Origin of the sequence: Nostoc sp. LEGE 12447, from assembly GCF_015206985.1 — a bacterium.
GTDB lineage: Bacteria > Cyanobacteriota > Cyanobacteriia > Cyanobacteriales > Nostocaceae > Nostoc.
In genome coordinates this window covers 132,623-155,837 of record NZ_JADEXT010000006.1, presented here as the reverse complement: position 1 = coordinate 155,837, position 23,215 = coordinate 132,623, and the positions used below count along the sequence as shown (strand labels likewise).

The window sequence follows — 23,215 nt, the reverse complement described above, 5'->3', positions numbered from 1 at the left end:
AATAAATAAATCGTTACAACAATTATCAGCAGTTTTAATTTTTAAGTTTTTTGGTATTAGTTGAAGTTCACACATTATCAAACTATGTTTTATAAATCATTTCCACTATTGGTGATTGGTTTATGGGGAGTTATAGTACTGCCTTTGCCAAATAGGGTAAGTGCCATAACTCCTCTAACGCGAGCAGAAATTCAGGATCTCCGCAACATAGTACAACTGATACCCAAGGATAAACAAAAGAAACGTCCTGCACGTAAATTAGATGCAATGACTCCTGGGGACGGGGTGGCAACTGGTCGAGCTTCACTAGCAGATTTGCGTTTCAATGATGGCTCCTTGGCACGAGTTGGAGAACAGGCGTTATTTCAATTTTTGCCGAAGACACGTGACTTTAAACTTTCAAATGGGACTGTGTTGTTACTCATCCCACCAGGACAAGGGCAAACACGTATACAAACACCAAATGCAGCAGCAGCAATTCGTGGTTCAGCATTATTTGTACGCTACAACCAACAAACAGACACCACGATTGTGGGTGCGCTAACAAATAGTGGCATTGAAGTTTCTAACAAAGAAGCTTCTGAAACTAAGGTGTTAGAAGCAGGGCAAATGGTGATTATAGTTAAAGGGAAATTTGAAAGATTGTATGATTTTGATCTGAGAAATTTTTATGAAACGAGCCAACTAGTTCGGGAACTTGATTTGAACAGGCAAAGCCCTGTACCTACACCTGATCCTGCAATCACTAGTGTTCAAGCCGAAACTGCTGCGGCTTTAAAAGCACAGCCACCGATAACAGGTGAGGGAGTAATTGAAAATCCCTCTTTTGTACAGCTAACTCCTACACCCGTAACCTCAACTACAACAAAACCTGACACCTCAACTACAACAAAACCTGACACCTCAACTACAACAAAACCTGACACCTCAACTACAACAAAACCTGACACCTCAACTACAACAAAACCTGACACCTCAACTACAACAAAACCCGACACCTCAACTACAACAAAACCTGACACCTCAACTACAACAAAACCTGACACCTCAACTACAACAAAACCTGACACCTCAACTACAACAAAACCTGTAACCCCAACGGAGATAACACCTGTAACCCCAACGGAGATAACACCTGTAACCCCAACAGAGATAACACCTGTAACACCAATAGAGACAACGCCTGATACCCCAACTCCAACAGAGACAACACCTGATACCTCAACTCCAACAGAGACAACACCTGATACCTCAACTCCAACAGAGACAACACCTGATACTTCAACTCCAACAGAGACAACACCTGATACCTCAACTCCAACAGAGACAACACCTGATACTTCAACTCCAACAGAGACAACACCTGATACCTCAACTCCAACAGAGACAACACCTGATACCTCAACTCCAACAGAGACAACACCTGATACTTCAACTCCAACAGAGACAACGCCTGATACCCCAACTGGCTCTCCAAGCACATAAAACAAAACTACTAATGGGTGTACAAGACTCTCTGCAAACGCTGTTCTTTTTATCATAATTTTGTGTAAGTCCTGTACGACTTAGCACGACTTAGCTGCTCCAATGCAGTAGCACAGACTTATGACTGATACCTGAGAAAGAACTATGACAAACAATTTTAGTAACAGACTCTACAGCAACCAAAGCAAAAAGTGATATTCCCTACGACCAGAGAACATCTGCTAACGCTAGATTAAATCTAGGACAGGAATGACATAGGGTTCACCGGATATCCTTATATAGTCCAATAACATTCTGTTGCGTGAGTTCCCAAGAACTAACTTTTTGCTAGAGAGAACATAAATTTATGACTTTTGATTACGACCTATTTGTAATTGGTGCGGGTTCTGGAGGTTTAGCAGCTTCCAAACGGGCAGCTAGCTATGGGGCAAAAGTGGCGATCGCTGAATATGATTTAGTTGGTGGCACTTGTGTGATTCGCGGTTGCGTTCCCAAAAAACTTATGGTCTATGCCTCTCACTTTCCTGCACTATTCAGTGAAGCTTCAGGCTATGGCTGGAAAGTCGGTAATGCTGAGTTGGACTGGGAATATTTCATTACATCTATAGATAAGGAAGTTCGGCGACTATCGCAACTACACATAAACTTCTTAGAAAAAGCTGGTGTAGAACTATTTTCCGGTCGCGCCACATTGCTAGATTCCCACACCGTAGAAGTTGATGGACGCAAAGTTACAGCAGACAAAATTTTAATTGCTGTTGGCGGTCGTCCTATCAAACCAGATTTACCAGGGATGGAATATGGCATTACCTCTAACGAAATCTTTCATCTAAAAGAACAACCAAAACACATCGTCATTCTTGGCGCTGGTTATATCGGCACAGAATTTGCCTGTATTATGCGCGGTTTGGGTTCTGAGGTGACACAAATTACCAGAGGTGACAAGATTTTGAATGGGTTTGATGAAGATGTCCGCACAGAAATTGAAGAGGGGATGACAAATCACGGAATTCGGCTGATTAAAAACAATGTCGTGAAAGCAGTTGAACATGTGACGGAAGGGTTTAAACTTACTTTATCAGGGGAAGACCAAGAACCAATAATCGCAGACGTATTTTTAGTGGCGACTGGTCGAACTCCCAATGTAGATGGACTGGGTTTAGAAAACGCTGGAGTTGATGTTGTTGCTACTTCTATGGAAGGGCCAGGTTACAACACCACAAATGCGATCGCAGTCAATGAATATAGTCAAACTAATCAACCGAATATCTTTGCCGTTGGCGATGTCACTGACCGAATCAATTTAACTCCTGTCGCCATTGGCGAAGGAAGAGCTTTTGCTGATAGTGAATTCGGCAATAATCGCCGCGAATTCAGTCACGAAACTGTTCCCACAGCCATATTTTCTACCCCAGAAGCCGCAACAGTAGGCTTGACAGAAGCTGAAGCACGGGAAAAACTCGGTGATGCGGTAACAATTTTTCGCACTCGCTTTCGTCCGATGTACTATAGTTTGACTGGGAAGCAAGAGAAGACAATGATGAAGTTGGTAGTTGATAGCAACACTGACAAAGTGCTAGGCGCTCACATGGTAGGTGAAAATGCCGCCGAGATCATCCAAGGTGTAGCGATCGCTGTGAAGATGGGCGCAACTAAAAAAGACTTTGATGCCACTGTTGGTATTCATCCCTCCTCAGCCGAAGAATTTGTCACAATGCGGTAATAAGAAAGAGTTAGGAGTTAAGAGTTATGAGTTATAAGTTGAATAAAAAAACTCATAACTTAAAATTCTTAACTTATTAGCCCTAACTCCTAACTATTTACAGCTTTGCAATATATATATCTTCACGGTTTCGCTTCCAGTCCTAATTCTGCCAAAGCGCGGGATATAGGCGATCGCTTTGCCAAAATTCAAACAAAGCTCAAAATCCCCGATCTCAATGCTGGCGATTTTTCGCAGTTGACAATCACTCGTCAGATCGCTCAAGTTGCCGCAGAATTTAGTAATGATTCTACACCAATAACCCTGATTGGCTCAAGTTTAGGTGGTTTGACCGCTGCACACTTGGGACAGCAATATTTACAAGTAGAACGCCTTGTGCTGTTAGCACCAGCTTTTGGATTTTTATCCCATTGGTTGCCCAAGCTAGGCGATGAAGAAGTACAGCGTTGGCAGCAAGAAAAATATATCATGGTCTACCACTATGGAGAGGAGCGATCAATTCCTTTAAGTTACGATTTCGTTATAGATGCTGCCCAATACCAAGAAAAATTTTTGCAACGTTCTATACCCACCCTAATTTTGCATGGAAAAAAGGATGAAGTTATTCCCATCGAAGCTAGTCGTGACTTTTCCCGTTGCCGTTCTGGGGTCGAGTTAGTCGAACTCGACAGTGACCATGCCTTGGGTGATGTTATGGAAAATATTTGGCAGGCAATTCGCCTCTTTTGCCAATTACCTTGAAGTTGTAAAATATTAAACTCTCACATAACTAATGTCCTTAGTCATTTCTCCTTTGTTTAGTTACTAATGACTAATGACTAAGTGACCAATGATTAATGACTAAAATTATGCTTCCCTTCATCCGGTCAGATTTAGCCCAATTTACCGCGTATAAACCCCATCCCAGCAGTGATACAGCCGATTCTGTCCCCACACAGTTTGATCGCCTGGATACAAATGAAAGCCCCTACGATTTACCACCTGAGTTAAAAGAGAAGCTAGCCTGGACATATCAGCAAGTAATTGAAACAAATCGTTATCCTGATGGTGGACATGAAACCCTCAAGGATGCAATCGCAGAATACGTCAATGAATCAGCCGCCCTCCCGCTATCCAATACTGCTGCCAATATTTCTGTTGGAAATGGTTCTGATGAACTAATCCGTTCTTTATTAATCGCCACTTGTTTAGGAAAAGAAGGTTCAATTCTCGTTGCCAATCCTACTTTCTCTATGTACGGAATTTTGGCACAAACTTTGGGAATTCCTGTCGTAACGGTGGGTAGAAATGAAACAAATTTTGAAATTGACTTAAAAGCCGCACAGTCTGCGATCGAACAAACTCAAAATCCCCCCATTCGCGTAGTTTTCGTAGTACATCCCAATTCGCCGACTGCCAATAGCTTAACGACGGCAGAGTTGGCATGGTTAAGAAGTCTGAACGAACATATTTTGGTAGTAATTGATGAAGCTTACTTTGAATTCAGTCAAACTACCCTAGTAGGTGAATTAGCGCAGCGCCCCAACTGGATAGTATTACGTACTTTTTCTAAAGCTTTCCGATTGGCATCTCTCCGTGTTGGTTATTGCGTCGCTCATCCCGAAGCGATCGCCATTTTAGAAAAAGTTCGCTTACCTTACAATCTTCCCAGCTTTTCCATAGCAGCAGCATTCGTTGCTTTACAAAACCGTACCCTCTTGCTGGAGTCAATTCCCCAAACCTTGAGTGAACGCTCCAAACTCATCGAAATTTTATCCCAGCAACCAGAACTACAAATTACCGCAAGCGCTGCTAATTTTGTTTACCTACGCTTTAAACCCAATGGCTTAAATTCACAAGATGCTGTGCTAAAAACTTTCCACCAGAAACTTAGAAAACTCGGCACTCTTGTACGACACATTAGCGGAGGATTGCGAATTACTGTTGGGACAATAGAGGAAAACGCACGCACGGTTACTAGAGTCCAAGCTGCTTTAGGAGATTTGGAATTTTAGCAATTCACTCAATAATTAAATCGGCTATCCATCTCACTGCCCAAACGACGTACTAATCCTACCGTTTGTGGCAGCACACCTACCAAAAGAGCAAAAGCAACATCCGGCAAAAGAGCTACTATTTCTGGTGGAAAGTATTGTTCAAATTGATCGAGAATTTTCTGAACTCGCTGCCCAGGTATTGGGTTTTCTGTAATTTGTTTGATCAATCGAATCCACTGTCGCCTAATCAAGTAAGCCTTCTGGCGTTCTTCATTAGAATCGGGAGTTAATAAAGACAGATTACCTATGGGCAGCGCCCTTTGGCAATCACAGTCGTAATCTCCACCCACAGCAGCCCCAGGCCCAGCAAACTCTGCATGGTAGCGTTTAAAAAGGATTAATCCATTCCGTCTACGACTATTGACGATGAAAACTTCTCCACTGTGTAAACGTGTAAGGATATCCGAGCCTTGCGATTGCTCAGTTCCATCTGGCATGACAACAGAGTCAAGGAAACTAGTTTTAGGGTAATAAGTTGATACCATAGAGATTTGATAGCGTCGATGCTGTTCGCTATCCATGTTTTTTAAACTTTCAACGAATTTAGTAGTAGTATGCACTTCAAAAAAGAATTAGCTTTTATGTCAAATCAGATCATTGAATTCTTTTATTATCAAGAGTCTTTTGGTCAATTTCACTAAGATAGTAATAAAGACGCATTGTTTAGTAATTGAGTGATCATATTTTATGGGATATAACCAGATTTGTCGCCAAATTCAGAGAATGTTTTATTAAAGTTTTTATAAAGATGAATATCTTAATTACAAAGTTATTATGAGGGATCGCTAGTTTAACAAAGTAATTGTATTGTAATTCATTTATTATATCTATGTAAAATACTTATTGTTTAATGACAAGTTAAAAAAGATCAAATGTAACACCTTAATTATTTTGGTGAAGTTTTTTATTGATGTTTTTTTTAATAATAAAAATCTCAATGAAATCTACTTAAAAAATTATCTAAAGCTTTATATGTCAAGCTATTTAGCTAACATTAGCTAGTTTTTTAATTATGTTAATTTCTGCTTTGGTTGCCGATATTGATGATAGATTTTCTCCAAACTAATTACAAAATAAAAATTTACCAAAATGTCAGATACTAAAATTAGCATTCAAATGCTTATGCAATAACATCTGGCTTGAGCGTCCTAATAAAAATGTATTCCAATTTGATTCGACTTTATGTACCCGATATCCCACCTTGAAATAAAGTTGCCTTGCCTGATGATTATTTTCCAAAACGTGAAGATATAAGTCTTGAAATCCCCATTCGCGGGAAACTTTTTCACAGCTAGTCAGTAACCCTGAAGCCACTCCATGTCTACGGTATTTTGGGTGAACCGCTAAATTAGATAAGTAAGGAAAACCTATGCCAGCCTGGCCCCAGGAATCACTGTAACGTACACCCAGTTCCACACTTCCTACTAAGTTATTAGCCTCACCATTGTTAGCTTCCAAGGCGACTAAACAAACATGACGGGGTGGAGGTAATGTCATCCGATGCCTTAAGTCTTCGTAAATACCCAGACGTAACAATGGAAAAGCCCATCCCCACATACCTTTTTGGGAGTGAAAGCTTTCAGCAATAATTTGGGAAACACCGATCAAATCAGTAGGTGTAGCTGTACGAATTTGAAATTCGCAGCAAGCTGGATCGATTGGCTGTTGCTGGTATGGATGAAAAGACCGATATTTCAAGGCTAGTTTAGTATTGATTTTATTCAACGAAAATTTTCTCAAATATCCTCAAACACCCTTTTAACCGCATAAAAACTTTATATATTCCCAGTAGATTGAACTGACCTAAGACTGCTCATTTGCTTTTGCTTATAAGCATACAAAGTTTTACACTTTAGTTTGGGGCTTTATAGTCCGTCTTTTTGAAAGAGTCTTAGAAGTTACAGCTTCATAAAGCTACAATCTTAAGTTCAGTAAGAATTAGATGCATCCCTTGCTTGAGATAGGGAGTATACCAGTCTGTTTACCACAAAAACATCTGTAAATCGTACAGGTTTAGGTTAATGGGTAGACATATAGCATAACTTACCTGTAGGCATTACCTATAAAATTGTTAAGTAAGTACACTAACAACAAACTTTGGTTGTAAACCATCTTTAGGTGTAATACTGAACTTATTTATGCAATTGACGCTACACTAACAAGACTTTGCTGCTAAGTAATAGAAACAGGCTGTAGAGATGCTAGGCAGGAATATTGCAGATTCCTATCCCTAACTTCTTTACCAATACCACTTGTCTTAATGATAGTTCTGATTGCTAAATTAGAAAGAGGTATTTGTCTAATAGTATACTTTGCTTTTAAATCTTATTGTTTTAATTTTGCTGACTCTACCATGACTACCATAAATAAAATTTACGTGCAAGTGTTAGTACAACTGCTGCGGAGGGAAAACTTAATATGCAGCTTCATCTGGATTTTTCAGCTAGCTATGAGTGCTGTATGTAGTATTAGACATTGCTCGCAGGAGGTGAAAGAAGATTTGACTAGCAAGGATCGACTCTATAACCCTATAACTGACTATGAAAGCAATTACACTGCACTAAAGCAAACGGTAATAGGTATAAGCAATTGAAACGAATTACCGTGAGTAAACGCTCCTACACTCAGCAGTCATGTAGCCAAAGAGCCTTATTGGTGGAAATGCTCTGCTCTTACCTGACTCAGAAAAATCCTTCCCTGATCAGATTATTCTTTATCCGACTGCCGTTGCAGCAGGAAAGCGGTGCATGAAATCCCAAGCAAACAGTAAGCCTAAAATTTTGGTTGTCGATGATGAGCCAGACAACCTTGACTTGCTTTACCGCACCTTTTATCGCGACTATAAGGTGCTAAGGGCAACCTCTGGCCCTGCGGCCCTCGATCTGCTGGCTCAAGAGGGAGAGGTCGCGGTGATCATCTCCGATCAGCGAATGCCAATGATGAGCGGTACAGAATTTTTGAGCCTGACAGCAACTCAATATCCAGATATTATCCGAATTATTTTAACTGGCTACACCGATGTCGAAGACTTGGTGGAAGCAATCAACGCTGGTAAGGTCTTTAAATATGTCACCAAACCGTGGGAAGCTGAGGAACTTAAAGCTGTGGTACGCCAAGCTTTGGATACTCACAATGTCCTCAAAGCCCGCACCCGCGAACTTACACGCACACTCCGACAAGAGTCGCTGCTGAATACTGTCACAAATACGATTCGTAGTGCTTTAGACTACAGACAAATTTTGCAGGCAATTGTAGATACAGTGGGTCACATGTTGGAGGTGGATGTCTGTCTGTTACGTCCTTTCCAAGATGAGCAGTTGACGGATAAAGGATTTATTTATCAGAAAGCTCTTTCAGAAGAAGCAGGGGAACATACACCAGCAGGGGTGCAGGCAAATAATTCTTCTGCTGTGTCCCTCTCCCCCTCTACTCCTCTGACTGTTTTGGCTCAGACAGTGTGGGAAACCCGTGAAGTCCAGGTGATTCACGATGTAATCGATGATGAACGCATTCACGGTAATACTCCCGAACTGCGCGAACGTGGGGAAGCTTTTGCTGTCGCTAATATTTGTTCTAGTTTAGTTGTGCCATTGATCTGCCAACAAGAACTGATGGCAGTGCTGGCGCTGCACCAGTGTTCTGTGCCCCGCTTTTGGGGAGAGGATGAGGTGCAGCTAGTGTTGATGGTAGCAGATCAGGCAGCCTTAGCTTTGTCTCAAGCTTATGCTTACGAACAAGTACGTGCCCTTGCCAAGCGAGAGAGTTTAATTAATACGATTACTAGCGCGATTCGCTCTAGTCTAGACCCCCAAGATATCTTTGCAGCTATTACTCAACAACTTGGACAAGCCTTACAAGTCGATGGTTGCGTCTTGTCTTTGTGGACAGAAGAAGATGAGTTTGTCGAGTGTGTTGCCTTGTATGACAGTTTTCAACATTTGGAAAGTTTACGTAGGCACAGCTCGCCACAGGCATCGCCAGCCCCAGACAATAACCATCTATCAGCCCAGAGATTACCCTATTCTCAATCATCTATACAAGAGAATCCCATCCTCCAACAAATGCTACAGACACATGAACCTGTGGTAATTGGGAATGTGAGCCATTCTCCCTCAGATATACAGGGTTTTAATTTGCCGTTAAAAATGCCAGCGCGATCGCTAATGTTTGTACCATTATTGGCTGATGGTAAATGTATCGGTAGTATTACCTTGCATGAAGGTAAAAAAGTACGTCAATGGCTGCCATCTGATATCGATTTGGCGAAAGCAGTAGCAGCTCAAGCAGCGATCGCTGTGCAGCAGTCACACTTGTATCAAAAAACTCGCCAACAAGCTGAACGTTTACTGGAGCTAGATAAACAAAAAACCGAATTTTTCCAAAATATCTCCCATGAGTTTCGCACACCGATCACCTTGATTCAAGGGCCTTTAGAGTCGGCCGTGGCGGCTGGTGAAGGATTATCTTACTCCCAAAGTGCGATCGCCCTGCGTAACTCCCGCCGTTTGCTACGCCTGGTAAATCAACTTCTGGATTTACAACGCCTAGATGCGGGGAGAATGCAGCCTAGTTTCCATCCCTGCGATTTAGTCGAATTTGTCAGCCAAATTGTGGAATCTTTTCGTCCCTACTGTGAGAAAAAGCGACTGCATCTCGCCACCCAGTTAGATGAATGTTCTCCGGTGTACTTGGACATGGAAAAATTCGACAAGGTGGTTTATAACCTTCTGTCAAATGCCATGAAGTTTACCCCCGAAGGTGGCACGATCAGCGTCAGACTAAAATCTGAACAAGATCGTTGCATATTACAAGTACAAGACACGGGAATTGGCATTGTTAAAGAACAAATTCCCCACCTATTTGAGCGCTTCCGTCAAGCTGAAGGTTCAGCAAACCGTTCCTATGAAGGCAGTGGTTTGGGTTTAGCCTTAGTTAAAGAATTGGTAGAATTGCATGGTGGCCATGTCACTGTGGAATCAGTTTATGGCCAAGGTACTACCTTTAGTTTATGGCTTGTGACTGGAAATGGTCATTTACCTGTACAGCAAGTACTAGAAACCCCTGCCGAAGTGAACACAAGCCGCGCTAACGTAGAATTGGCTGATTTAGAACTGGTAGAGTCAACAACAGACAATATTGAAGATATTACAATAAATTTCTCTCCTAAGATTGATACGCAAGACTCAGCACTTAAGACTCAGCACTCAATTTTAGTTGTAGATGACAACCCAGATTTGCGAACCTATGTATCTGAAATTTTCCGCCGTAACGGTTATCATGTACGCACAGCTCGTAACGGTTATGAAGGGCACAGTTTAGCGAAGGAAATTATACCCAGCTTGATTGTGACTGACTTAATGATGCCCTTGGTAAGCGGACTTGAGATGATTCAGATGATCCGCAATGAGGAAAAGCTGAAAGGAACGCCCATCATTCTACTGACAGCGAAAGTTGACGAAGAAACCCGCATCGAAGGTACAGAACATGGGGCGGATGCTTATTTAGCAAAACCATTCAACGATAGGGAACTTTTGGCGGAAGTTCGGAATCTTTTAGCATTAAAAGAAAATGAACGACGAATTGTGGAGTTAAATACTTATCTTACAGAATCAGTATTAAAGCGCTTTTTACCGGCTGTATTGGTGCAAAAAGCCGCAACCGGAGATTTAACATTAGATTTACGCCCAGAACCACGCTTAATTACAGTTTTGTTTAGTGACATCGTGGGTTTTACACAGCTATCAAATACTCTCAGATCCCGGCGAGTCGCAGAATTGCTCAATGAATATTTAGAAGCTATGACCAAGGTTGTATTTGGTAATGGCGGTACTGTAGATAAATTTATGGGAGATGCTATTTTAGCTTTATATGGAGCGCCGGAAGAACTAACCCCCAATGAACAGGTACGTCGTGCCATCAATACAGCAAGAGCAATGCACCGCTCACTGGCTGACTTGAACCAGCGCTGGCGAGAGCAAGGTGTATTCGATGGTGACAGACTTACTAGCGTACAGTTTCGGTGCGGTATTCATCAAGGTACGGCTGTTGTAGGGATGTTTGGTAGTGCTGAACGTGCCGACTATACTGCTATTGGTCCAAGTGTGAATATTGCTGCCAGGTTGCAAGCTGCCGCTCTTCCCGGTACTATTTTGGTTTCTGCTGCCGTGGCAGATTATTTGCAGGAAGAAGAAATTACTAAAGGTAGTCCACTAGAACTTAAAGGAGTAGATGAAACAGTTTTGACCTTTGCTGTTACACCAGAGGTAATGGTTAATCGCTAAAATTTAGACTGGTATTTTAAAGCATTAGCAATGAGTAAAAGTGCCTAATCATATCCAGTTTATATAATATGACACCATCGGTTGCAGACAAAACCCCAATTCCAACCAAAGTCTGGAGGCGACACACCGATCCACCAGCTTTGTGGATTTCTGTCGTTATAGGTTCAGTCTCTCTGCACTTGCTGGCGTTCTGGCTGATGCGCTCATCTAATGCTTTCAGTCTGTGGTTTCCTCAGCAAAGTCAATCTGCTGTTCCCATTGAATTGATAGATATTGCTCCTCAATCAAAATCAACAGCCAAAAGAGTTTCGCCAAAGCCAGCATCCATAACTCAAAAGTCTGTACCAGCGCGTTCAGCAAAAACAGCAAGAAATACGCCCAGAAATCAAGATTTTGTTGGCGCAATAAATTCTGCTGATAATCTCCAGCAAAAGAGTCGAATTTACCCCTCTCAACCTAATAGACAACAGAGAGTTCCTACATCTACACTGAAACCGACAGCCACTCCAAAACCGACAGTTACACCGAAAGCGATAGCTACGCCAAAACCAACATTTACACCGAAAGCGATAGCCACGCCAAAACCGACAGCCACACCGACACCTACAGTTCCAATCGGTAATATACCTTGGAACCGCCGTCAAGAAATCAAACTGGGAAAGGGAACGGCACTACCAACAGGTATTCCATCAACTCCACCAGTTTCGGAAGCTGAAAACATAAAAACTCCAACCACTCCTATTAGGGAAACTCCAACCACTCCTACTAGGGAAACTCCAACCACTCCTACTAGAGAAACTCCACCAAATCCTACTGGGGAAACTCCAACCACTCCTACTAGGGAAACTCCAACCACTCCTACTGGGGAAACTCCACCAACTCCTACTGGGGGAGCATCGGTAGCAATAGTAGCCCCTTTGCTTAGGGATGAAATGATTAAGTTCATACAAACAAAAGGATTTCGACAAGATGCTCTACCCGAGGTTATCGCTTCATACACGGGAAGCAACACAAAACAACTAGACTCAAGTTTTCTACCTGGCGATTCCGAAGTTAAGCCAGCACAGATGCTTGTTAGTTTAATAATTGATCGCAATGGCAACTTTCAACAGGCTGTAGTTCTCGAAATAGAACCTGCAACACTACAAAGTGAAAAAAGCACATACGAACGAGTTCTCAATGATGTTTTCAAGACAGAAAACTTTCTTGCCGCTCACAACAACGACGGCACAAAACCAGATTTGAGCAATTTGTTTGTACGAATCAAAATCCAGCCTGCTAATTCCAATTAGATGCTTGAATTTTTCCAAAAACGTGTGTTATATTTATAAAGTTGGAAATTTGCGGGCGTAGTTTAGTGGTAAAACTATAGCCTTCCAAGCTATTAATGCGGGTTCGATTCCCGCCGCCCGCTTAGAAAAAACTCAAAAATCGACTAGTGCAGCACGGTGTAAACACACCTACTATTTTCAATAAAAATTTTTGGAGTGGGTGTCGTACCCAACCCAATTAATGCAAATCTTGTATAAACAGGTTAATTGTTGCTTTTCTTGATCGAGAAACAGCCACAATATATCAAGCGATGCCTGCGGCGGGCTGTGCCTACGCTAACCTTGGCAAATAAATAAAAAAAAACTAGAGGAATCTCGCACAGCTCTGATTTCCGAGTATCCCTCATTGCTCTAATATCAACAATGTGCAGTCATTTATCCAAATCTACCGCTAACGTAATCTCTGGTATCTTGCTGTTGAGGATTGTTGAAAATTAGTTCTGTTGCGTCGTACTCTACCATGTAGCCATTACGACTTCCAGACTCCGTAGTTTTGACATTAAAAAAGGCTGTCTTATCAGAAACCCGCGCTGCTTGCTGCATATTATGGGTGACAATAACGATGGTATATTGTTCTTTCAGCTGGTGAATTAATTCTTCAACCCGCAAGGTGGAAATAGGGTCGAGAGCCGAGCAAGGTTCATCCATTAATATAATTTCAGGCTGGACTGCGATCGCACGAGCAATACATAACCTTTGTTGTTGTCCACCCGATAAAGACGAGCCGCTTTGCCGCAGTTTATCTTTAACTTCGTCCCACAAAGCCGCTTGTCGCAAACTCCGTTCTACTAATTCATCCATGTTACCTTTGTAGCCGTTAATTTTGGCTCCAAAAGCAATATTCTCATAAATTGATTTGGGAAATGGGTTTGGTCTTTGAAACACCATCCCAATTCTCCGACGTACTTCTACAGGATCAATGTCGGATGCATACAAGTTTTTATCGTAAAAAAGTATTTTACCTTCTGCCCGAAATGACTCAATCAAATCATTGAGGCGGTTATAGCATCGCAACAATGTGCTTTTACCACAACCAGAAGGGCCGATAAAAGCTGTAACCTGATTTTTTGGTATATCTAGCCAAATATTCTGCAAGGCTAAAAACTTGCCGTAGTAAACGTTGAGGTTTTCGGTGCGTAAAACAGTTTCAGTACCGTTGACTGTGCTAATATTAGTAGCCATAAATTAAGTGCAGTATTAGTTTTAGCGATACAAATCCGCTATGTGTAAGCCGTTTCCCTAAGCTTTTTTGCGAGTAGCCCAGCGAGCAATGATACTTGTGATTAGAACCATCAATACCAAAATCAAAGATGCCGCCCAAGCTAGTGATTGCCAATTTTTAAACGGAGAAATAGCGTATTTGTAAACCAAAACAGCAAGGGAAGCTGTTGGTTGGAATAAGCCATCGGGCCAAAAATTGGAAAATAGCGCAGTAAATAGTAAAGGTGCGGTTTCTCCAGATGCTCTGGCGATCGCTAGCGTTGCCCCAGTTACAATCGCAGGTAGAGCTGCTGGCAAAACTACTTGTGTTACTGTTTGAAAGTTAGTTGCCCCTAACCCTACAGATGCTTGTCGCAAATCTTGCGATACTAACTGCAAGGCTTCATCAGTGGTTCGGACAATAATTGGCAACATCAAAATTGCCAGTGCAAACCCTCCACCTAAAGCAGAGTATGATCCTAAGTTTAACTTTACTAGTGTCAAAACTACAATCCCGTATGCAAATACCCCAGCAATAATTGACGGTACTCCACTCAAGACGTTAGCTGCAAAACGTACCCATCTCGCTACTTGCGCTGAACTAAATTCTGTGATATATATTGCTGCTAAAACACCAAATGGGATACTAATCAGGGCAGCAATTCCTACCATTAATAGTGTTCCCAAGATGGCATTACCAAAGCCTCCTCCCTGTTGTAAAGCTTTGGGTGGCAGTTCAAAAAAGAGGCTGGGACTCAAACTGCTAAAGCCTTGAATAATGACGTAAGAAAGTACTGCTAACAAAGGCACAAGTGCCAATATCCCACAGATAAATGCAACTACAGTCATTACTGTATTAAACAGTGTCCTTTGAGACATAGGAGCGCGAGTTAGACTGCGCTCTGGAAAACTAGAAGTCATAATTCAACCCAAAACTAAGCTACAGTCGCTTGACTCTCAGAACGATAAACTCGGCCATAATATTAACTACCAAGGTCAAGAAGAATAGAACTAAAGCAGCGTACATTAAAGCCGAAACTTGTAAACCACTAGCTTCGGAAAATTGATTCGCCAGTAGAGAAGAAATTGTATTACCTGGTGCTAACAGGGAGATACTAATGTTGTTGGAATTACCAATTAACATTGTTACAGCCATTGTTTCACCCATTGCCCGACCGAGTGCCAACATCACAGCGCTAACTATCCCCGAAAAGGCTGCTGGAATAAGTATTTGTAATATAGTTTCCCATCGGGTTGCTCCTAGTCCTACGGCGGCTTGGCGCAAACTGGGTGGTATAGAAATTAAGGCATCACGCGATAAGGCTGTGATAATGGGCAAAGTCATAATTGCTAATATGACTCCTGCCGGTAACATTCCTGGTCCTGTAGGGGGGGTGCTAAAAAATGGTATCCAGCCAAAGTAACTATTGAGCCATTTTCCCAAGTTAGTTAAAATAGGCACTAAAACAAAAATACCCCAAACGCCGTAAACAACGCTGGGAATAGCTGCGAGCAGTTCTACTGCAAAAACTAGTACCAACTTCACTTTTGCGGGTAAAAAATCCTCGCTTAGTACAATAGCAGTACCAACTCCAATCGGTACAGCTATCAGTAAACCAATAAAAGAACTCAAGAGAGTTCCATAAATTTGAGGTAGCACCCCGTAGCTATCATTAACTGGGTTCCAAGTGGTATTAGCTAAAAAGCTAGCACCAAACTTTTGGATGGCAGGCCCAGAAGCAATTGCAACTTGGAAGCCGATCCATAATAAAGTGGCAGCAACCCCAAAGGCGAAAATTTTAGTAAGCCAGATAAAACCGCGATCTAGAGATTTTTCTACATCAGAGCGATTTTTTGTCGCTGATGAAAGATTTTGAGAATTTGTAGTCATGACTACCGACTTTCACAATTAAATCAGAGGAAGATATGGGAGGCAACCATCTAAGCAAAATTGTTGCCTCATCGTCTTTTCAAACTAGTTTAATAACCAGCTTAAAAATTATTGTCTAGCAATGCCTCATGTCTATGACTGTAGCTACTTGCTAGCGCTAGTACCACTACCAACAGCGATTTTATAGTCTGGACTAATTTGATCCGCAGCCGCAGCAACCTTTGCGATGACATTTTGGGGTAGAGGAACATATCCTAATGTCGTAGCCTGTTTTTGTCCCTCAGTTAAAGCGTATTCGATCGCAGCTTCAACTGCCTTAGCTTTTGCCGCGTTGGGATATTTCTTGTAAGCCAAAATCCAGGTGTAAGTGACGATGGGATAGGAATCGGCCCCTTCTGGATCGGAAATGAAGACGCGGAGATCGGGCGGTAGAGTTACTGATGCCAAAGTTTTAGAGGCTGACTTCTCACTAGGCACAACAAACTTACTACTTTTGTTTTCCAAAGCAGCAGACTTAAGACTATTTTGTTTGGCATAGCCGTACTCGACATAACCAATAGAACCTTGTGTTTGTTGGATTTGGGCGGTAACACCCTCATTCCCCTTAGCACCAACTCCGCTAGGCCAGTTGACAGTTTTGCCTTCACCAACTTTAGTCTTCCACTCCGGGCTAATAGCGCTGAGGTGTTTTGTAAACACACCTGTTGTTCCGCTACCATCTGAACGATAAACTACTGTGATTTTCTCTTTAGGAAGCTTTGCACCTGGGTTAGCTTTGGCAATTTGGGGATCATCCCAAGAAGTTATTTTGCCCAGTAGAATATCAGCGTAAACTGCTCGTGGTAGTTTAAGTTCTGCAACATCTGGCAAGTTGTAAGCTAGCACGATGCTACCAGCAGTGACAGGCAGTAAAATAACGCCCCTATCCGCTGGTACCTTCTGGATTTCTTCATCCTTCATAGCAACATCGCTGGCACCAAAGTCTACAGTCCCTTTGATAAATTGCTCAACTCCGGCACCGCTACCAACTGAGGCATAGTCAACTTGTAGATTTGGATACTTTTTGTTTAGATCAGTAAACCATGTATCATATAGTGGTGCTGGAAAAGACGCACCAGCTCCGCTTAACTTGAGATTTCCACCTAAATCTAATTTGGTTGTACTGGAGGCAGTCGTATCTGTAGCAGTGCCAGAAGGAGTATCCTTTGTGGCTGTATTATCTGGATTTTGCTGTCCGCCACATGCAGCTAGGCTGATTGTCAGTGCTAACACTGAAACTGAAGCTGTGAGGCGATGAATTTTTGTTACACGAAAAGGTGATGGCATCGCTATCAATGTTTGGGTAACTTTTCAGGTGAGCGCCTCTAAGAATACCCCTAAAGGATTAAGGTAAAGGTAAAGGATAGGTTAACAAAGCAAAAAAAGCTCGTTTTTTGATGAAGAACAAACACTCGTTTTTACTTTTGCTTGATAAAATTTATACTGCCGCTTTAGTTACAGATTACAAATAGTACCACAGTGATTTGGTTACATAAATATTGGCAAAATTTGATTGATAAGGTCACTTTTTTGGTCAAATGATAAAAAATAACAAATTGTGTTATTATTGAAAACTTAATAAATTTTGAAATTTTATGAAAGTTATTGCTGCTTATAGGTCTAAGCAGACTTAAAGACTTAAAGTCATAACTAAACAATCTAAGTTTAGACAGTGAACTAATTTAGATAAAGCAGAAGGAAAACTATAAATTGCCTATTTTATGGAGAGTATGCGGGGCGATCGCTAAAAAAAGTGAATTAAAGAACTATCTTTAACAATTTGTAGCATAAATTGGCACTGAATCTAAAAACTTAGTTTAAATACTAAATTTTGCTAGCTTTACCACGTATTAGGTCAAATACCAGAATCAGACTACGCTTCAGTCAATCAACTTACAGCTATAGACACCTAAGTAATAATTCGTAGAACTGAAAAGTTACACACCAAAAAGGCAAAAAAAAATATGCTAATTCTTAGAGGTGTAAGCACAAATTTCATTTCAATACTAATGAACATCCTAGTTGCTGTTGGTTTTCCCTTTTGCCTTTTCCTGGTTGCCTGATAAATGTTTGCTGCTTCCAATCAATTACTATGGTCTATGATTGGCTTACTCCTGACAATGGGTGGTACCTTCTTAGAAGCTTATGGCATCACCTTTCCTTGGAATTGGAGTAAGCACGGAATTCAGACTTTTTCTTTAGGTGTCACTTTTCAAATTGGCGCAGTACTGTTAGTGGGCTGTTTAGGGGGCAAAAATGCCGGTGCGCTCTCGCAAATTGCCTATTTAGTGATGGGGTTAACCTTATTACCTGTATTTGCCGATGGAGGTGGTATTGGTTATGTTAAGCTGTCTCAATTTGGCTATCTACTAGGCTTTATTCCTGGAGCTTGGATTTGTGGCTTAGTTGCCTTTAAAGCTAGACCTCGACTAGAAACTCTCGCCTTTAGTTGCATCTGTGGCTTGTTAACTCTGCATCTATGCGGTATTAGTTATTTGATTATTAGCTATATTTTTCAGTGGAAAGGCACAGAAAATCTACCTTTGATGCAAGCAATCCTCAGATACTCTTGGTTTGCACTACCAGGGCAATTAAGTGTGGTCTGTGCCGTTACTGTAATAGCATATATATTGCGTCACTTAATGTTTTATTAGTCATCAAGGGGCTAGAGGCTAGGGGCAAGAAATTTACAATTTTCTCATCCCCTAGTCCTTAGTCCTTAGTCCTTAGTCTCTAGCCCCTAGTTTCATGCGTTTAAAAAACCGCCTTTTCTGGATTGCTGCCTTTATAGCTTTTTTCCTAGACCAAATAACAAAATACTGGGTGGTACAAACCTTCAGTTTGGGGCAAACACTACCACTCTTAACTGGAATATTTCACTTTACCTATGTTACTAACACTGGTGCCGCCTTTAGTCTGTTAAGTGGGAAAGTAGAGTGGTTGCGCTGGCTATCTTTAGGAGTGAGTTTGGTATTGATAGCGTTGGCCTTGTTTGGCCCAACATTAAATTTATGGGATCAGTTGGGCTATGGCTTAATTTTAGGTGGAGCTATGGGCAACGGTATTGATCGCTTTGTTTTAGGACATGTCGTTGATTTTCTTGATTTTCGCCTGATTAGCTTTCCTGTATTTAATGTGGCAGATTCTTTTATTAGTATTGGTATTGTTTTTTTGTTAATTGCTTCCTTCCAAAAAACACCAACTTCAACCGGTAGGCTGGATTAAACTATTAAGCCTGGGATGATTAATCCCAGGCTATTAATTACTGAAACCATTTCTCAGTCCTATATGCGAAGACTTGATTTATGGGTTCCAGAGATTTGAATTTATATCCTACACCAGTCATCATAACTGGTGCAGAAAGTCAAGATGCACAGGCGATCGCTGATGGTAAATTAGTATGTCAAACGTATCCAGCTTTTAATTTATTTACCTGTGGCAGGAGCAGTAGATGGAGTACTGGGAGAGTTGGCACCTGGTTCTGTAGGAGCGCCAGGTTCAGATGGAGTAACACTTCCTGGTGCTGGAGTTAAGTTGCTAGGAGTGCCAGGCTCAGTTGGAGTAACACTTCCTGGTGCTGGAGTTAAGTTGCTAGGAGCGCCAGGTTCAGGTGGGGTAACGGTTCCTGGTGCTGGAGTTAAGTTACTAGGAGCGCCAGGTTCAGGTGGGGTAACACTTCCTGGTGCTGGAGTGCTTTCAGGAGTTCCACTGTCAGGTGGGGTAACACTTCCTGGTGCCGGAGTGCTTTCGGGAGGAGTGATGTTACTCGGTGTGGTTTCTGCTGGTACTGTAGTGCTACCAGGAGCAGTGCTAGGTGTGGTTTCTGCTGGTGCTGTAGTGCTACCAGGAGCCGCACCAGGGGTAAGGGCTGTGCCGCCGGGACAGCGAGAGTTGAGCGGAAAATACTCGCACAGAATTTTCATACCTTCTGGCGACATCTTGATTTCCGTTGGTGCGCTAGTAGATTCGCTACTGGATTGAGCTATGGGGGATTTACTGGATTCGGCTACGGCAATATTAGTGGTGAGAGCCAAAGATAGAGCTGTACCAATCAGGGTCAGAGATTTTCCCATCATTCTGAAATTTACCTCAACGGAACACTCGGCCCATTAAAACAGATAATAAGATTTAGAAAATCTTCCTAAATGAATATATTTAAGTTTGTTGCAGAATATGTGGATATGTAAAATTGGTAAAAATTAAATCTGTTGTTTGTTAATAACTAGTGTTTATAAATACAAGCTTCAAATCTATGCTTGTAGTCATTGAAGTAAAATTAGTATATAGAATAAGACTTTAGGAAGGAGACAAAATTTTATTTCTCTGTAACAAAGTGATAAAAATAACGATTTAACTCGGATGAAAAAGTAATATTCAGTATAAATTAGAGCAAAAAGTTCCGTATAGCTAATTTATGCTTTGGCTTATGAGTAAAATGATGAAAGACTAACATCTAAAATTGTAATTCGCCCCATTCTTCACTAAAAAGTGTGATGTGAATAGCCGATGAGTTCTCCCCAACCCCCTCACAAGCCACAAACGTTAATTGGTCAACTGACTCAAGCAGTCCATACTATCCAAGCTAGGGTTGATTTTTCCAAACTGGCGCTCAAGCCTAATGCCAAAGTACCGGAACTCTGGGTACAGGATGCGGGGGCGGATAAAGCAGAGGTATATCCACTGTTGGGCGATCGCTATATTCTCGGTCGTAGCTCCAAATCCAGCGATATCGTCGTCCGTAACCCTGTTGTCAGCCAAATTCACCTATCGCTATCGCGGAATTCTACTCAGCGCACACCAGTTTTCGTCATCAAAGATGAAAACTCCACCAATGGCATTTATCGTGGCAAGCGTCGTGTTAATTCCTTAGAACTACGTCACGGCGATATTCTGACTCTGGGGCCCCCAGAACTAGCCGCTTCTGTGCGCCTGCAATACGTCGATCCACCAGCCTGGTATGTCAAAGCTGCAAGTTGGACAGCTTATGGTGTTGGTGGTGTCAGCGCCTTGTTCGCCTTAGTAATTGGCGTAGAATGGCTGAAATTTTCAGTTAGACCCCTACCTACAGCTACACGCGCTCCAGTAGTTGTTTACGCTCGTGATGGAGCCACCCCATTGAGAGAGCCTCGAACGATCTCTCATGTAGATATGAAGCGTTTAGAGGAATTTGGCCCTTATTTGTCATCTGCCGTAGTAGCTTCAGAAGATAGTCGTTATTACTGGCACTTTGGGGTTGACCCTCTGGGGATTTTACGAGCCGTGTTGATCAATAGCCGTAGCGGAGATGTGCAGCAAGGAGCCAGCACTGTTACGCAGCAAGTTGCTCGCAGCTTGTTCCGTGAGTATGTAGGTAGACAGGATACCCTTGGACGCAAATTACGGGAAGCAGTTGTCGCCTTAAAGTTAGAAACCTTTTACAGCAAAGACGAAATTTTGCTGATGTACTTAAATCGGGTTTTCTTAGGGGGAGATACCTCTGGCTTTGAGGATGCAGCCCGGTATTACTTTGAGAAGTCGGCTAAAGAATTAACTTTGGCAGAAGCAGCTACTTTGGTAGGAATTTTACCTGCTCCCAACGCATTCGATTTTTGTGGGGATGGGCCAAATAAGCTAGAAGCAGCTGAATACCGGAATCGTGTGATTAAGCGGTTGCTGGAAATGGGCAAAATTAAGCTTGAAGATGCGAACCGAGCTAGACGTTCCACTGTTCAAGTTAGTCCTAAAGTTTGTGAACAGCAGGCTAAGACGATCGCTCCTTATTTTTACAGTTACGTCTTCTCTGAACTTGAATCAATCTTGGGCGAGGGAGCTGCAAACGAAGGGAATTATATCATTGAAACCCAGCTTGATCCTGCTATCCAGAGCCAAGCTGAATCGGCGTTGCGGAATTCAGTCAATAATAGTGGTGGAAGTTTTAACTTTTCTCAAGGGGCTGTGGTAACTCTTGACTCCAGTACAGGTGGCATTCTGGCAATGGTAGGCGGAACTGATTACAAAAAAAGTCAGTTCAATCGCGCTGTTCAAGCCAAAAGACAACCAGGTTCCACCTTTAAAATCTTTGCTTACACCGCCGCTATTCAACAGGGAATTTCACCATCTAAGAATTATTCCTGCGCTCCTTTAACTTGGCAAGGCTTCACTTACAAACCCTGTCGTTCAGGTGCTGGCAGTTTAGATATTGCCACCGGGCTGGCTCTTTCAGAAAATCCCATCGCCTTGGGAGTTGCTAGAGAAATCGGGCTGAATAAAGTAGTGGCGATGGCTCAGAATTTGGGAATTAAGTCAAACCTCGATCCGGTTCCTGGCTTAGTACTGGGTCAAAGTGTGGTCAATGTTTTGGAAATGACTGGTGCTTTTGGCTCTATTGGTAATCGTGGAGTGTGGAATCCTCCTCATGCGATTAACCGAATTTTAGACAGTGGTGATTGCAGCGATCGCAATGATATCAAAACCTGTCGGGTAATCTACTCCTTCGACCAAGATCCAGATGCGAACAAACGAGTTCTGCCAAGTGGTGTAGCCGACGAGATGACTAGCTTAATGCGTGGTGTCATCACCAGAGGCACTGGTCGTAGTGCTGCCATTGGACTGGGAGAAGCCGGTAAAACAGGCACGACTGATAAAAACGTTGACTTATGGTTTATAGGTTTTATCCCAAGTCGGCGGCTTGTAACTGGTGTTTGGCTGGGAAACGACAACAATTCCCCAACATCTGGTAGCAGCGCTCAAGCCGCTCAGTTGTGGGGAAATTATATGCGGCGCATTACAAGGTAAATGGGAATTGGGAATTGGGAATTGGGAATTGGGAATTGGGAATTGGGAATTGGGAACTATTGATCAATAAATGATCAATGGACTTTTGTGGGAAGACCTGATTTTGAGGACTTAGAAGTTTATCAACTTGCTGAAAAGCTGGCTAATGAAATTTGGCACATTGTTAAAGAATGGGACAATTTCACTAAAGATACACTGGGTAAGCAAATTGTTCGGTCTGCTGATAGTGTTTGTGCGAACATCGCAGAAGGTAAAGGTAGGTACAACTATCAAGACAATCGACGTTTTGTCAAGATTGCCAGAGGGTCTTTGTATGAAACTATCAGTTGGCTGAGGTTAGCCTATGCTAGACAATTATTGACAAACGGACAGGTAAGTAAATTTAAACCAATTCTTGATGAACTCTTACCCAAGCTTAATGCTTATCTAAAATCCATAGGAAATAGAGAATAGAA

The 23,215-nt window shown here is 42.1% G+C and carries 18 protein-coding genes and 1 tRNA gene; 12 read left to right on the top strand and 7 right to left on the bottom strand.

Annotation, left to right across the window (positions count from 1 at the left end; genetic code table 11):
• The first annotated feature begins 84 nt into the window (after nucleotides 1-84).
• The 4 genes from IQ274_RS10065 (at nucleotide 85) to IQ274_RS10050 (ending at nucleotide 5,202) form a co-directional block, all read left to right on the top strand.
• Complete coding sequence (locus IQ274_RS10065; RefSeq protein WP_194142148.1) at nucleotides 85-1,485, top strand: FecR family protein; 1,401 nt, start codon at nucleotides 85-87, stop codon at nucleotides 1,483-1,485.
• 346 nt (nucleotides 1,486-1,831) lie between these two features.
• Nucleotides 1,832-3,208: a glutathione-disulfide reductase gene (gene gor / locus IQ274_RS10060; protein WP_163933506.1), complete on the top strand. Its 1,377-nt coding sequence runs from the start codon at nucleotides 1,832-1,834 to the stop codon at nucleotides 3,206-3,208.
• Between the two features lie 105 nt (nucleotides 3,209-3,313).
• Entirely contained in the window at nucleotides 3,314-3,949 is a 636-nt protein-coding gene (locus IQ274_RS10055) for a YqiA/YcfP family alpha/beta fold hydrolase (protein ID WP_194142147.1), read from the top strand.
• A 107-nt stretch (nucleotides 3,950-4,056) separates the two neighbouring features.
• Nucleotides 4,057-5,202 carry a histidinol-phosphate transaminase gene (locus tag IQ274_RS10050; protein ID WP_194142198.1) on the top strand — a complete coding sequence of 382 codons (1,146 nt, stop codon included), beginning with the start codon at nucleotides 4,057-4,059 and terminating at the stop codon, nucleotides 5,200-5,202.
• 8 nt (nucleotides 5,203-5,210) lie between these two features.
• Here the strand turns inward: IQ274_RS10050 and IQ274_RS10045 are convergent, their stop codons facing one another.
• On the bottom strand, nucleotides 5,211-5,765 hold the full coding sequence (locus tag IQ274_RS10045) for a hypothetical protein (protein ID WP_114084552.1): 555 nt from the start codon (nucleotides 5,763-5,765) through the stop codon (nucleotides 5,211-5,213).
• A gap of 571 nt (nucleotides 5,766-6,336) precedes the next feature.
• Complete coding sequence (locus IQ274_RS10040; RefSeq protein ID WP_228058127.1) at nucleotides 6,337-6,969, bottom strand: GNAT family N-acetyltransferase; 633 nt, start codon at nucleotides 6,967-6,969, stop codon at nucleotides 6,337-6,339.
• A gap of 879 nt (nucleotides 6,970-7,848) precedes the next feature.
• Between IQ274_RS10040 and IQ274_RS36440 the strand changes: the two genes are divergently transcribed.
• From IQ274_RS36440 to IQ274_RS10025, 4 genes are all read left to right on the top strand, one after another.
• On the top strand, nucleotides 7,849-7,995 hold the full coding sequence (locus tag IQ274_RS36440) for a hypothetical protein (RefSeq protein ID WP_167315574.1): 147 nt from the start codon (nucleotides 7,849-7,851) through the stop codon (nucleotides 7,993-7,995).
• Nucleotides 7,992-11,525, top strand: a complete 3,534-nt coding sequence (locus IQ274_RS10035) for a response regulator (RefSeq protein WP_194142145.1) — start codon at nucleotides 7,992-7,994, stop codon at nucleotides 11,523-11,525. The genes IQ274_RS36440 and IQ274_RS10035 overlap by 4 nt, the downstream gene beginning before the upstream one ends.
• 68 nt (nucleotides 11,526-11,593) lie before the next feature.
• Nucleotides 11,594-12,817 (top strand): hypothetical protein, encoded by a 1,224-nt coding sequence (locus IQ274_RS10030; RefSeq protein WP_194142144.1) that lies wholly within the window; start codon nucleotides 11,594-11,596, stop codon nucleotides 12,815-12,817.
• Between the two features lie 51 nt (nucleotides 12,818-12,868).
• Nucleotides 12,869-12,939 (top strand) — tRNA-Gly (locus IQ274_RS10025).
• A gap of 292 nt (nucleotides 12,940-13,231) precedes the next feature.
• Here the strand turns inward: IQ274_RS10025 and pstB are convergent.
• From pstB to pstS, 4 genes are all read right to left on the bottom strand, one after another.
• Nucleotides 13,232-14,038: a phosphate ABC transporter ATP-binding protein PstB gene (gene pstB, locus IQ274_RS10020; protein WP_163935580.1), complete on the bottom strand. Its 807-nt coding sequence runs from the start codon at nucleotides 14,036-14,038 to the stop codon at nucleotides 13,232-13,234.
• Nucleotides 14,039-14,095: 57 nt separating this feature from the next.
• Nucleotides 14,096-14,977, bottom strand: coding sequence for a phosphate ABC transporter permease PstA (gene pstA, locus IQ274_RS10015; RefSeq protein WP_114084557.1), 882 nt, complete (start codon nucleotides 14,975-14,977; stop codon nucleotides 14,096-14,098).
• A 19-nt stretch (nucleotides 14,978-14,996) separates the two neighbouring features.
• Entirely contained in the window at nucleotides 14,997-15,947 is a 951-nt protein-coding gene (gene pstC / locus IQ274_RS10010; protein WP_163935577.1) for a phosphate ABC transporter permease subunit PstC, read from the bottom strand.
• 144 nt (nucleotides 15,948-16,091) lie between these two features.
• Nucleotides 16,092-17,273 (bottom strand): phosphate ABC transporter substrate-binding protein PstS, encoded by a 1,182-nt coding sequence (pstS, locus tag IQ274_RS10005; RefSeq protein ID WP_194142143.1) that lies wholly within the window; start codon nucleotides 17,271-17,273, stop codon nucleotides 16,092-16,094.
• Nucleotides 17,274-18,052: 779 nt separating this feature from the next.
• On the opposite strand from pstS, the gene IQ274_RS10000 reads away from it, so the two are divergent.
• Nucleotides 18,053-18,640: a biotin transporter BioY gene (locus IQ274_RS10000; RefSeq protein ID WP_012407649.1), complete on the top strand. Its 588-nt coding sequence runs from the start codon at nucleotides 18,053-18,055 to the stop codon at nucleotides 18,638-18,640.
• Between the two features lie 94 nt (nucleotides 18,641-18,734).
• Nucleotides 18,735-19,211 carry a signal peptidase II gene (lspA, locus tag IQ274_RS09995; RefSeq protein WP_012407648.1) on the top strand — a complete coding sequence of 159 codons (477 nt, stop codon included), beginning with the start codon at nucleotides 18,735-18,737 and terminating at the stop codon, nucleotides 19,209-19,211.
• A gap of 200 nt (nucleotides 19,212-19,411) precedes the next feature.
• Here the strand turns inward: lspA and IQ274_RS09990 are convergent, their stop codons facing one another.
• Nucleotides 19,412-20,062 carry a hypothetical protein gene (locus IQ274_RS09990; RefSeq protein WP_194142142.1) on the bottom strand — a complete coding sequence of 217 codons (651 nt, stop codon included), beginning with the start codon at nucleotides 20,060-20,062 and terminating at the stop codon, nucleotides 19,412-19,414.
• 430 nt (nucleotides 20,063-20,492) lie between these two features.
• Between IQ274_RS09990 and IQ274_RS09985 the strand changes: the two genes are divergently transcribed.
• Nucleotides 20,493-22,760, top strand: a complete 2,268-nt coding sequence (locus IQ274_RS09985) for a transglycosylase domain-containing protein (RefSeq protein ID WP_194142141.1) — start codon at nucleotides 20,493-20,495, stop codon at nucleotides 22,758-22,760.
• A gap of 87 nt (nucleotides 22,761-22,847) precedes the next feature.
• Entirely contained in the window at nucleotides 22,848-23,213 is a 366-nt protein-coding gene (locus IQ274_RS09980) for a four helix bundle protein (RefSeq protein WP_163939479.1), read from the top strand.
• Nucleotides 23,214-23,215 lie beyond the last annotated feature (2 nt).